Source organism: Micromonospora sp. WMMD712 (assembly GCF_029581295.1).
Classification (GTDB): Bacteria; Actinomycetota; Actinomycetes; order Mycobacteriales; family Micromonosporaceae; genus Micromonospora; species Micromonospora carbonacea.
This window is the reverse complement of sequence record NZ_CP120743.1, coordinates 6,561,855-6,573,393: the sequence shown is the minus strand read 5'-3', so window position 1 is coordinate 6,573,393 and position 11,539 is coordinate 6,561,855. Positions and strand designations below refer to the sequence as shown.

13 protein-coding genes are annotated in these 11,539 nt (G+C 71.1%); 4 read left to right on the top strand and 9 right to left on the bottom strand.

The window, feature by feature from the left end; all coding sequences use genetic code 11:
- Window positions 1-143: 143 nt before the first annotated feature.
- Window positions 144-983 carry a DUF4081 domain-containing GNAT family N-acetyltransferase gene (locus O7633_RS28450; RefSeq protein ID WP_282324588.1) on the bottom strand — a complete coding sequence of 280 codons (840 nt, stop codon included), beginning with the start codon at window positions 981-983 and terminating at the stop codon, window positions 144-146.
- A gap of 173 nt (window positions 984-1,156) precedes the next feature.
- On the opposite strand from O7633_RS28450, the gene O7633_RS28445 reads away from it, so the two are divergent.
- Window positions 1,157-1,750 (top strand): PadR family transcriptional regulator, encoded by a 594-nt coding sequence (locus O7633_RS28445; protein ID WP_282324587.1) that lies wholly within the window; start codon window positions 1,157-1,159, stop codon window positions 1,748-1,750.
- Between the two features lie 253 nt (window positions 1,751-2,003).
- Here O7633_RS28445 and ispG read toward each other — a convergent pair whose 3' ends face one another.
- The 5 genes from ispG to O7633_RS28420 form a co-directional block, all read right to left on the bottom strand.
- Window positions 2,004-3,176, bottom strand: a complete 1,173-nt coding sequence (gene ispG / locus O7633_RS28440; protein ID WP_074473855.1) for a flavodoxin-dependent (E)-4-hydroxy-3-methylbut-2-enyl-diphosphate synthase — start codon at window positions 3,174-3,176, stop codon at window positions 2,004-2,006.
- Window positions 3,177-3,185: 9 nt separating this feature from the next.
- Window positions 3,186-4,436: a site-2 protease family protein gene (locus O7633_RS28435; protein WP_282324586.1), complete on the bottom strand. Its 1,251-nt coding sequence runs from the start codon at window positions 4,434-4,436 to the stop codon at window positions 3,186-3,188.
- Window positions 4,436-5,704 carry a 1-deoxy-D-xylulose-5-phosphate reductoisomerase gene (dxr, locus tag O7633_RS28430; RefSeq protein ID WP_282324585.1) on the bottom strand — a complete coding sequence of 423 codons (1,269 nt, stop codon included), beginning with the start codon at window positions 5,702-5,704 and terminating at the stop codon, window positions 4,436-4,438. The genes O7633_RS28435 and dxr overlap by 1 nt, the downstream gene beginning before the upstream one ends.
- Before the next feature lie 69 nt (window positions 5,705-5,773).
- A complete protein-coding gene (locus tag O7633_RS28425) occupies window positions 5,774-6,394 on the bottom strand; it encodes a Uma2 family endonuclease (RefSeq protein WP_282324583.1) in 621 nt (206 codons plus the stop codon).
- A 95-nt stretch (window positions 6,395-6,489) separates the two neighbouring features.
- Window positions 6,490-7,035 (bottom strand): GNAT family N-acetyltransferase, encoded by a 546-nt coding sequence (locus O7633_RS28420; RefSeq protein ID WP_282324582.1) that lies wholly within the window; start codon window positions 7,033-7,035, stop codon window positions 6,490-6,492.
- Window positions 7,036-7,086: 51 nt separating this feature from the next.
- Between O7633_RS28420 and O7633_RS28415 the strand changes: the two genes are divergently transcribed.
- Window positions 7,087-7,926 carry a YhjD/YihY/BrkB family envelope integrity protein gene (locus tag O7633_RS28415; protein WP_282324581.1) on the top strand — a complete coding sequence of 280 codons (840 nt, stop codon included), beginning with the start codon at window positions 7,087-7,089 and terminating at the stop codon, window positions 7,924-7,926.
- A 72-nt stretch (window positions 7,927-7,998) separates the two neighbouring features.
- Here O7633_RS28415 and O7633_RS28410 read toward each other — a convergent pair whose 3' ends face one another.
- Both O7633_RS28410 and O7633_RS28405 read right to left on the bottom strand, forming a co-directional pair.
- Window positions 7,999-8,178, bottom strand: a complete 180-nt coding sequence (locus tag O7633_RS28410) for a DUF397 domain-containing protein (RefSeq protein WP_229404555.1) — start codon at window positions 8,176-8,178, stop codon at window positions 7,999-8,001.
- 4 nt (window positions 8,179-8,182) lie between these two features.
- The gene (locus O7633_RS28405; RefSeq protein WP_282324580.1) at window positions 8,183-9,064 is read right to left on the bottom strand and encodes a helix-turn-helix transcriptional regulator; all 882 of its coding nucleotides are present in this window, start codon (window positions 9,062-9,064) and stop codon (window positions 8,183-8,185) included.
- Window positions 9,065-9,244: 180 nt separating this feature from the next.
- Here O7633_RS28405 and O7633_RS28400 point away from each other — a divergent pair, with 180 nt between their 5' ends.
- Together O7633_RS28400 and O7633_RS28395 are read left to right on the top strand one after the other, a co-directional pair.
- Window positions 9,245-9,439 carry a hypothetical protein gene (locus O7633_RS28400; protein WP_282324579.1) on the top strand — a complete coding sequence of 65 codons (195 nt, stop codon included), beginning with the start codon at window positions 9,245-9,247 and terminating at the stop codon, window positions 9,437-9,439.
- Window positions 9,440-9,531: 92 nt separating this feature from the next.
- A complete protein-coding gene (locus O7633_RS28395; RefSeq protein ID WP_282324578.1) occupies window positions 9,532-9,801 on the top strand; it encodes a hypothetical protein in 270 nt (89 codons plus the stop codon).
- A 180-nt stretch (window positions 9,802-9,981) separates the two neighbouring features.
- On the opposite strand, the gene O7633_RS28390 is transcribed toward O7633_RS28395, so the two are convergent.
- Window positions 9,982-10,308 carry a hypothetical protein gene (locus tag O7633_RS28390; protein ID WP_282324577.1) on the bottom strand — a complete coding sequence of 109 codons (327 nt, stop codon included), beginning with the start codon at window positions 10,306-10,308 and terminating at the stop codon, window positions 9,982-9,984.
- Between the last annotated feature and the right edge of the window lie 1,231 nt (window positions 10,309-11,539).

Here is an 11,539-nt window from a genome sequence, read left to right as displayed (position 1 = left end):
GTGTCGCCCCTCCCCCGCCTCCCGCCGCTCCCTGCGCTCCCGCCGCCTCCGCCGCTCCCGCGCCTCCCGCCGCTCCCCGCGCTCGGGGTGAGAGGGGAACCCTTCTCTACCGCAGGCGTTAAGAGGGGGCCCTTCCTTGCACCTCAGAAGAGGACGGTGGCGAGGGTGCCGACCGGGCGGAACCCGCAGCGTTCGTAGACGCGGCGGGCCGGCAGGTTGAAGTCGTTGACGTAGAGGCTGACGCTCGGGGCGACCCGCAGCAGCGCGTCGCGGGTGACCGCCGCCATCGCCGCCGTGGCGATGCCCCGGCCGCGCCACTCCGGGGCGACCCAGACCCCCTGGACCTGCGCGGTGTGCCGGGTCACCACCGCCAGCTCGGCCTTGAAGACGACCTGCCCATCGACGAACCGCGCGTACGCCCGCCCGGCCCGGACCAGGTCGACGACCCGCCGCCGGTAGCCGCGCCCGCCGTCCTCGGCCAGCGGCGAGACGCCGACCTCCTCGGTGTACATGGCCACGGCGGCGGGGAAGAGGCGGTCCACCTCGTTGCCGCGCACCAGCCGCACCTCGGGGTCGATGGCGATCGACGGGAGCGCGTCGGTGGCCAGCAGCGGCTGGTTGGGCCGGACGTCCCGGGCCGGCCCCCAGTGCGCGCAGAGCCGGTCCCAGAGGCCGAGCACCGCGTCGGCCCGCCCGACGATCGACGAGCAGAGCCGTTCCTCGGCGGCGAGCAGCTCGGCGTAGGCGGCGACGGCCGACTCCGAGGCGAGCACGGGGGTGAGGTTGCCGCCGAGCCAGCAGATCGATTCGAGGTTGCGGCGCGCGCCGTAGCCCAGGATGCGGGCCTCGGCCCGCCACCAGGCCAGCCCGCGCGCGGTGACCCGCTCGGCGACCTGCGCGCCCGCGAACGGGTCGAGGTCGAGCAGCCGCTCGACCGCGCGCCGCTCCGATTCCCCGAGTTGCCGCACCGGCGCCGTCAGCACGCCTCCAGCCTGCCAGATCGGCCGCCCGCCCCGCCGGCCGAGTACGGAGTCCGCCGCAGGCGGGACCGGGGGCACGGCGCGCATGGCAGCCGGCGCGCAAAAACGAGTTGTTGCCGACCCGTTGCCGATATATCGTTGATGCATCAGCGACAGAACTTCGAGGGGAGAACACCGTGGGGTTCCACCGACGGACACACCTGCACGAGGCGCGGATGCGGGGCTTCGGCTTCCCGCCGTTCCCGCCCGGCCCACCGTTCCCGCCGGTCCCACCCGGCCACGGGGGCCCGCACGGCGGGCGGGGCGGCCACCGGGGGCGCGGCCGGGGGCGACGGCCCAACGTCCGCGCCGCCGTGCTGGCCCTGCTCACCGAGCGGCCGATGCACGGCTACGAGATGATCCAGGAGATCGACTCCCGCACCGGCGGGGCCTGGCGGCCCAGCCCCGGGTCGATCTACCCGACCCTCCAGCTCCTGGAGGACGAGGGCGTCGTCGCCGCCACGACCGAGGAGGCTGGCGGCGGGCGCAAGCGGTTCACCGTCACCGAGGCGGGCCGGGCCGAGGCCGACGAGGCGGCCCAGGCCCCGCCGTGGGGCGAGTTCGCCGAGGACACCGTCGCGAGCTGGCACGACATCCGCGACGCCGGCACGCAGGCGATGCACGCGCTGCGGCAGGTGATGATGACCGGCACCGACGACCAGCGGGAGCGGGCCGCGCAGGTGCTCGCCGAGACCCGCCGCAAGCTCTACGCCATCCTCGCCGAGGGGTAAGGAAGGGCCCCTTGTTAACGCATACGGTCGAGAAGGGTCCCCTTCTCACGCCCCGGGCACCGCCCGCGCGGAGCACGCGGGGCAGGGGCACGCAGGGCAGGGGCACGCAGGGCAGGGGCACGCGGGGCAGGGGCACGCGCCATGGCAGCCGGGTGGACGGAGGGGCGCTCGGCGCAGCAGGGCCACACGACCAGGGGGCCGTTCCCGGCGGAACGGCCCCCTGTCGGCGCGTGGTGCGGCGTGCTGCGGCGGGTCAGTGCACCGTGACGGTGGCCCCCGGGAGCAGGTCCCGCAGCTCCTCGGGCAGCTCCGCGCCCATCTCGTCGGCGATCCGCAGCGCCTCTTCGATCAGCGTCTCCACGATCTGCCCCTCGGGGACGGTCTTGACGACCTTGCCCTTGACGAAGATCTGCCCCTTGCCGTTGCCCGAGGCGACGCCGAGGTCGGCCTCGCGGGCCTCCCCCGGACCGTTGACGACGCAGCCCATGACGGCCACCCGCAGCGGCACCGGCAGCCCCTCCAGGCCGGCGGTGACCTCCTCGGCCAGCTTGTAGACGTCGACCTGGGCCCGCCCGCAGGACGGGCAGGAGACGATCTCCAGGCCCCGCTCGCGCAGCCCCAGCGACTCCAGGATCTGGTTGCCGACCTTGATCTCCTCCACCGGCGGGGCGGACAGCGACACCCGGATCGTGTCGCCGATCCCCTCGGCCAGCAGCGCGCCGAAGGCGACCGCCGACTTGATGGTGCCCTGGAACGCCGGCCCGGCCTCGGTGACGCCGAGGTGCAGCGGGTAGTCGCAGCGCTCGGCGAGCTGCCGGTAGGCCCGGATCATGACCACCGGGTCGTTGTGCTTCACCGAGATCTTGATGTCGCGGAAGCCGTGCTCCTCGAACAGCGAGCACTCCCAGAGCGCCGACTCGACCAGCGCCTCGGCGGTGGCCTTGCCGTACTTGGCGAGCAGCCGCTTGTCCAGCGAGCCGGCGTTGACGCCGATGCGGATCGGCACCCCGGCGTCGCCGGCCGCCTTCGCGATCTCCTTGACCTTGTCGTCGAACTGCCGGATGTTGCCCGGGTTCACCCGCACGGCGGCGCAGCCGGCGTCGATCGCGGCGAAGACGTACTTGGGCTGGAAGTGGATGTCGGCGATCACCGGGATCTGCGACTTGCGGGCGATCGCCGGCAGGGCCTCCACGTCGTCCTGCGAGGGCACGGCGACCCGGACGATCTGGCAGCCGGACGCGGTCAGCTCGGCGATCTGCTGGAGGGTGGCGTTGACGTCGGAGGTGAGGGTGGTGGTCATCGACTGCACCGACACCGGCGCGCCCCCACCGACCGGCACCGGGCCGACCATGATCTGACGGCTGGCCCGGCGCGGGGCGAGCGCGGGGGGCGGCGCGACGGGCATACCGAGACTGACTGCGGTCACTTCAGGCACTCACCTTGAGAAGAGCGTGATCGGGTTGACGACGTCCGCGGTGACGGTCAGCAGCGTGAACACGCCACCGATCAGGATCACCACGTACGTGATGGGCATGAGCTTGAGATAGTCGACGCGGCCCGGGTCCGGGCGGCCGAACCGGGCGAAGACCCAGGACCGGACCCGCTCGAACCAGGCGATCGCGATGTGCCCGCCGTCGAGCGGGAGCAGCGGCAGCAGGTTGAACACGCCGATGAAGAAGTTCAGCGACACGAACAGCATGAAGAACACCAGCCAGGCGTTGTTCTCCACGGCCTCGCCGCCGAGCCGGCTCGCGCCGACCACGCTGATCGGGGTGTCCACGTCCCGCTCGCCGCCGCTGATGGCCGTCCAGAGGGCGGGCACCTTCTGCGGGATGCGCTTCATCGCCTCGTACGTGCCGACGGCCATGTCGCCGGTGAACCGCGCGGTCCCGCCGAGGGCGGCGACCGGGCCGTACTGGACCCGGGTGGGGGTGCTGAACTGGAGGCCGATGCCGAGCGCGGCGACCGGGCCGACCGCGCCCTTCGGGTCGTCCAGGGGCGGGCGCTGGGTCTGCGCGAGCACGGTGCTCGTGGTGCCGGGCTGGCCGTCGCGGACGTACCCGATCTGGGCGGTGTCGCCCGGCTTGGTGGCCCGCAGCGCGGTCAGCAACTCGCCGTAGTTGTTGATCGGGGTGCCGTTGAGCGAGGTGATCCGGTCGCCGTCGCGCAGGTTGCCCGTCGCGGCCGGGCTGGCCGGGTCGCTCGCGGCGCACTCGCGCACGGTGTTCTCCGGCACCACGCACTTGGCCAGGGCGATCACCGCCGGCTCCTGGCGGGCCTCGGCGTCGGTGGTCGGGAAGTCCGGGTTGGGCAGGCCGGCGGAGACGGCGATGATCCAGGTCGCGACGAGGGCCAGCGCGAAGTGGGTGACCGACCCGGCGGACATCACGATCGTCCGCTTCCAGACCGGGTAGCGCCACATCGCGCGGTGCTCGTCGCCCGGCTCGACGTCGTCGTCCTGCGGCGTCATGCCGACGATCTTGCAGAAGCCGCCGAGCGGGATGCCCTTGAGGCCGTACTCGGTCTCGCCCCGCTTGAAGCTCCAGATGGTGGGGCCGAAGCCGACGAAGTAGCGGGTGACCTTCATCCCGAACGCCTTGGCGGTGAGCATGTGCCCCGCCTCGTGCAGGCTGACCGAGACGAGGATGGCCAGGGCGAACAGGACCACCCCGAGCAGGTACGCCATCAAGCTCCTTCCACCGATGCCGATGCCGATGACGACGACGCCGAGACCGACGACGCTGACGCCGCCGATGGTGACGCCACGATGATCTCCTGCGCGTGCGCGCGCGCCCACGACTCGGCGGCGAGCACGTCCTCGACGGTACCTGGTTCGGCGAAATCGGGAGCATCGTCCAGCACCCGCCGGAGGGTGTCGACGATGCCGAGGAACGGCAGCCGGCCGGCGACGAACGCCGCGACGCACTCCTCGTTGGCCGCGTTGTAGATCGCCGGGCGGCAACGCCCCGCCTCCCCGGCCGCCTTGGCCAGCGCCACCGCCGGGAACGCCTCGTCGTCGAGCGGGGCGAACTCCCAGGTGTGCGCGGTGGTCCAGTCGACGGCGGCGGCGGCGTCCGGCACCCGGTCGGGCCAGCCGATGCCCAGCGCGATGGGCAGCCGCATGTCGGGCGGGCTGGCCTGGGCCAGCGTCGACCCGTCGGCGAACTCGACCATCGAGTGGATCACCGACTGCGGGTGCACCATGACGGTGATGTCGGCGTAGGGCACGTCGAACAGCTCGTGCGCCTCGATCACCTCCAGCGCCTTGTTGACCATCGTCGCGGAGTTGATCGTGACGACGGGCCCCATGTTCCAGGTCGGGTGCGCGAGCGCCTGCTCGGGCGTGACCTGCGTCAACTCGTCGCGCCGCCGCCCCCGGAACGGCCCGCCGCTGGCGGTGACCACCAGCCGGCGCACCTCGCCCCGGGCGCCGCCGCGCAGGCACTGGGCCAGCGCCGAGTGCTCCGAGTCGACCGGCACGATCTGCCCCGGCCGCGTCACCGCGGCCTTCACGAGGGGGCCGCCGGCCACGAGCGACTCCTTGTTGGCCAGCGCGAGGGTACGCCCGGCGCGCAGCGCGGCCAGGGTCGGCGCGAGCCCCAGCGAGCCGACCACCCCGTTGAGCACGACGTCGCAGGGCCACTGCGCCAGCTCGGTCATGGCGTCCGGCCCCGCCACGATCTTGGGCAGCTTGAAGTCGCCGCTGGACCAGCCGCGCCGGCTCGCCTCGGCGTAGAAGGCGAGCTGGAGGTCCTGCGCGGCCGACGCCTTCGCCACCCCGACCGCCTCGACGCGCAGTTCGAGGGCCTGCGCGGCGAGCAGCTCGACGTTGCCGCCCCCGGCGCCGAGCGCCACCACCCGGAACCGGTCGGGGTTGCGCCGGACGATGTCGACGGCCTGGGTGCCGATCGAGCCGGTCGAGCCGAGCAGCACAAGATCGCGGGGAGTTGTCACCCGCCCATTCTTCCCCAGCCGGGCTGTGCGCCCGCTGGGAGCCTCGCCGCCTGGTCCGGTCAGGCGGCGTCAGGACGCCTCGTCGTCGAGCAGGTCGGCCGGGTCGACGGAGAACTCGAACGGGCTCGTCATCGTGAACGTGCTGCCCGCCGCGGCGGCGGCCAGCGGGCGGTACTCGCCGTCGACCAGCTCGTAGAGCGCCAGGGTCGGCACCCGGTTGCGCAGGTCGACGCGGAGGAAGAAGGGCACGCCGGCGGCGGCGTACTCGCGGGGGCGGTCGATCACGTCCTTGCGCCGGTTGCCCGGCGAGACGATCTCCCCGAGCAGCACAGCCTGGCTGATGTCGACCGCCGACCGGCCACCGCCCGAGGCACGCAACACGGCAATATCCGGAATGAACAAGTTAGTCCCGGACGTCAGATTGATCTCCGGGTAGACCCAGAACCCCGCGCGGCGGGCAGCGCGATGCAATAGGTAGGGCAGTTCCCGCTCGACCGACTGGTGGTCGATTCCGGCATGTGGTGTCACGATCACGCTTCCGCTCAGGACCTCGACCTTGGGGCCGTTGGTCTCCGGCAAGAGGTCGAGGGCGAGCCGCGCGGTCCACGGCTCGTCGTGCCACCGGAGCACGTCGAACGACGGCTCGGGTCGCTGCGGTGCCGGCTCGGGCGCAAACGCTGCCTGGGCCATCCGGGCTCACCCCCTCAGCGGAACATCCTGCTGGCACCCAGCCTAGTCGCGCAGCCCCGATCCGCCCTGCTCGCACACGGTGTCCGACCGCGCCGTCAGGCTCCGGCGCGCAGGACGAAGGCGTCCAGCTCCTCGCCGCCGTACCAGTCGGTGCGCCGACCCACGTAGGCCATGCCGAGCCGCCGGGCCACCGCCGCCGACGCCGTGTTGCCCGGTGACACCACCGCCCACACCTGCGGGGTGCCCGTCGCCAGTTCCCGGGCCACCAGCGCACGGGCCGCCTCCGTGGCGTAGCCGTGGCCCCACGAGTCGGGGTGCAGGTGCCAGCCGACCTCGATGTCGGTGGTCGGCACGCGCTCGTCGCGGCCCGGCAGCGGCTTGAGCAGCACCGTCCCGACGATCCGCCCGTCGGCGAGCGTCTCGATCGCCCAGGTGCCGTACCGGTCGCCGTGGGCGGCGTGCCGCTCCCGCCAGGCGGCGAGCCGGTCGACCGCGCCGGACGGGTCGGTCAGCGGCAGCCCCGGCGCGCCCAGCCAGCGCACCACCTCGGGACGGGAGTAGATGTCGTAGATCCGGGCCAGGTCGCCCGGCTCGGCGGTCCAGTCGCGGATGGTCAGGCGTTCCGTGGTGAGCACGGTCATGACGCGGGATCGTAATGCGTACCGGGGAGCGGGGCGGGGAAGAAGGTCGCGGTGGCAGACGGATGGCAGCGGACGAAGCGGATCGTCAGCGCCGCGTTCCGGCCGGTACGCGGGCGGGACCTGTCGCTGCACGCCGCCGCCATCACGTTCTACGGGTCGATCGCCGTGGTGCCCGTGGCGCTGCTGGCCATCTGGACGACGGGGCTGGTCGCCGGGGCGGACCGGGTGCGCCGGCTCACCTCGTACGCCATCGAGACGCTGCCCACCGACATCGGCGCGCACCGGGCGGTGGCCGCGCTGCTGGAGGCCGGGCTCGGCCTGACCCCGGCGCTGGCCCTGGCCTCGCTGCTGCCGGCGTCGCTGTACGGCGAGGGGCTGCGCCGGGCGTTCGTGTCGGTGGCCGCCCCGCGCGAGCCGGGCGGGGCGCTGGTCGGCTGGCGGGGCCGGCTGCTGCTGCTCCCGCTGCTCGCGCCCGCCCCCGCGCTGCTGCTGTCGATCCTGCTGGCCCTGCCGGTGACGACCCACCTGGTGCGCCAGGGCGGCTGGCGGGGCGCGCTCGGCGTGGTGCTGTCGTTCCTCGGCGTCTGGCTGGTGCTCACCCCGGTGCTGATGTGGGTGTTCCGGGTGGTGGGGCCGGCGTCGCCGGACTTCCTGTCGACGCTGGCGCTCGGGTCGTTCACGGCGGCGAACCTGTCCGGCTTCCTGCACGGCTTCGTGCTGTTCGCCTCGCTGCCGCTCGACCTCGGGGTGCCGTTCGGCGGCTTCGACGCGATCGGCGGCGGGGTGGCGGTGCTGCTGTGGCTCTACCTCTTCCACGTGATCGTGCTGGCCGGGTACTCGGCGACGCTCGCCCTGTCGGGCTGGCGGTCCCGCCGCGCCGCTGCACGATGAGCATGCGCGAGGGCGCGGCGGGCCTCCTGCCCGGGTGTCGCTGGCCCCGGGTGTCGCTGGGCTAGGGTGTCGCTAGGGGCGGTCGAGCACGCCCGCCCGGGTCGCCTCGACGAAGCCCGCCCAGGCTGCCGGGGCGAAGCTCAGCGCCGGGCCCTGCCGGTCCTTGCTGTCGCGCACGCCCACCGCGTCGGCGAACGCCGCCACCTCGACGCAGTCGCCTTCCCCGCCGGAGCGGGTGGACGTGCGCCACACACCGTCACGCTGCACTGGACATCTCCTTCGCTGTCGATGCGATCAGCTCGCGGGACTCGGCCCCGCTCAGCGCCCGCTCGGCGAGCGAGCGCCAGGCTTCCTCGTACGTCTCGATCTCGTGCGGCCTGTCCAGGTAGACCGCGCCGCACGGCCCGTCGGAGTAGATGGTGGTCGGCTCGGGCTCCCGCACCTGCTGCGGGAAGTCGAGCATGGTGAACGTGCCCGCCTGCGACCAGCGGACCAGCCCGGCGTCCAGCGGCAGCACCCGGACGCTGACGTTGTGCTGCTCGCCCGTCACCGTCAGGGCGTCGAGCTGGCGGGCCATCGCCGCCCGGTCGCGCAGCGGCCGGCGCAGCACCGCCTCGCTGATGATCACGTCGAGCTGCGGCGCCCGGGGGATCGCCCGGACGAGCAGCCGCTGCCGGCGCAGCCGCACGTCTGCCTTCGCCCGGCGTTCCGCCTCGCTCAACTGCGGGCAGTCGGTCGCGATCACCTCGGTCATGTACTCGACGGTCTGCAACAGCCCCGGCACCAGGTCGGCCTCGTACTTGCGGATCCGCGTCGCGGCGGACTCCAGGCCGACGTACAGCTTGAACCAGTCCTTGATCGCCTCCCCGTAGCTGTGCCACCAGCCGTGCGCCTTGGTCTCCCGGGCCAGGGCGCGCATGGTGTCGATGGTCTCGCGTGACGCGCCGTAGACCCGGCACATGGCCTCCACGTCGTTCGGGTGCATGGAGACCTGACCCGTCTCGTAGCGCCAGATCCGGGGTGCCGACCATTCGAGTTCCTTGGCCGCCGCCGCGACCGTCACGTACGCGTTCTCGCGAAGCTCCCTCAGATATCTGCCGAGCTGCCTACGCGGGACGGTGCTGCCCGAGTCGTCCACGTCATCCCCTTGTCTGTCGTCGCGTAAGGCACCTCATCCCTTGGTCCGCATTCTTCTCCGAAGCATTGCTCACCGCCAGCAACGAAACGAGCATCATCAGTGACCACCGCTTCGCGGCGTGGTCCCCCCGAGGGGGCAGGAGCCTCCCCCGACCTCATCCCGGCTCCTGCCCCCACCCCCATGAACCGACCCGACCCGGAGGCGCACGTGGGCATCCCCGGAAGACGCCGCACCGACCGGCCCGTGCCGCTGGGCCCGACGCACCGCCGCGACTGGTCCCGCTGGGGGCGGCACTGCGTGTGCGGCCTGCGCTGGCCCTGCCCCGACCGCATGCTGTGCCGGCCCGACCCGCACCGACAGGCGGGCAGGCGGTGAACCGGCCACGCCGCCCCGACCGCCCGGCTGGTGGCCCCGGCGACCGCGCCGCACCGGGCCGCCGGGCCCCTGCGACGGGGCGAGCGACGACCATGAGCAGCGGGTACGGGGTGTCGCTGGCCGAGCTACGCCGGCACGTGGCGGCCCGCCCGACGTGGCGGTGTCGGGTGTGTGCTGCGCCGTGGCCCTGCCAGCCGGCGAAGCTCTGCCTACGCGCCGAGTACGCACGCGACCGGGTCGGGCTGGCGATCTATCTGTGCGTGCTGATGCACGACGCGATCGCCGACCGGCTGCGCACCCATCCGAAGGAGGTGGATCCGGCGGACTACTTCGCCCGCTTCATCGGCTGGACCCGCCACTGACCGCCCAAGAAGCGGAACACAGCAAGGTCCAGGGTCTGCAACAAGTTGTCGCCGAGCCACACGTTGCGATCACCCCGCACGTTACCTGGCCACGCTAAGCGCATGACGTGTCCACCCAGACCGCCACCGACGTCGACCTCAAGCCGCATTGCTTGCTCACCACCGGCTCAACTCACCGACTCAGACACCACCCTTTTCACCAACACTTTTAGCCGCATCCCAGAGAACCCAATGAAGCAGTCGATCGCGATCGACTGCGGCAGCGTTACGCAAGCTTTGGAACTCATCTATCGCCACGTCAAGGCGGGAGTAATGCAGCTCGACCCGCTCAACGCCGGATGCTTTCGTGGGATTCTTGACCGCCGCCACAACGCACATCCAACACGGCACAGGAGACGACTCTTGAAGGTAGGGCAGGAGATAGTAGCACCAGCCCTCTTGGACCACGAGACCGCTGCCCTTACGACTTAATCCATAGCTTTTGGCGGCATCGACAAGCGTGGACATCTCACGTGACGAGACCTCCTTGGCAACCCGGGGAACAGGCCATCCGAAGCGCGACCTGATCACACCTTCACGCCACAGCCTCCTCATCACGATCACCCCTCCGACACGACCACACACTCAAGGAACATCAAATATCACCGAACAACCAAAAATTCAGTGTCGGGCGTGATCTCCTTGAAGAATGGATCATTCATTCTCCGCAGAGCTTCCCCAATTCTGTGGTTTCCATTAACAACCGTACGACCATCAAGCACCATACTTCCCCCCAACTCATCTGGGTTGTTGATCGAATCAATCAACTGCCGATCAGACATTCCTCGCACTTGCGAGACCTTCACCTGATCCCCATAGTCAGGAAGCTCAACTCCCTCCAGGTCACGAAGCCTAACTGGAGTACGGCCGCCCGGGCCACGCGCGCACGCGCTACAGCCGTTCCGACCCGCGCGCACGCGCCCACGCAACAGACCACCCGAACCCGGCAGCCTTCTGCCCACAACGTCACGACGGGCACGACCATCTGGTCCACCAAGCCGTGACGCTCGCTTCACAGGTCAAGCACCACGACGATTCAGGCGATCGACGCCACGACGCTACGCGCCGCGCCACCGGCCACGTAGGGCACCGCCGGGATCGGACCGCAAGCATCCACTAATTCGCATACGCAGCTACCATCTGACATCAACCGTGACAGCAACCGGCATGCACAGCCACGAACTCCAGTGCACAAAATTACGGCACCGCTACGGAACGCAGCGTCGACCTGGCGCTCGTCATAGTCGATGTCAACGCCCCATGCGGAGACCCTTTTTGGAAGACGAATTCGCAGAAGTCGGCTGAGCCGGAATGAACACTACCGTAGACCCGAAGGGCCGGGCCAGGCTTTACCAAAAACCCGCCTGGCCCCTCCGGGCCGCCATTGACGTCACGCCGCGCGCCGACAGGCGCCCTGTTCTGGATTTACAACCCTCTCCCGCGAGATGGTTGCCACAGCCGCCTGCAGCACCTCGGAAAGCTCATCCCGAACACCCCAATAGCTACACTACGGGCTCCCGCCAATCCGTCGGATGATGCTTGCCATTCCCTCCGCAGCAGCTCTCAACGCATGGTCAAGAGCAGCAAGATACTCCACTCGATTTTGAGCATAAGAGTCGGAGGACACCTTTTGCCACGCATCTCGGTAAGCATCCTCTAGATCAAGGACCTCTTCGACAAGTTCTGCTCGCTGGTCGAA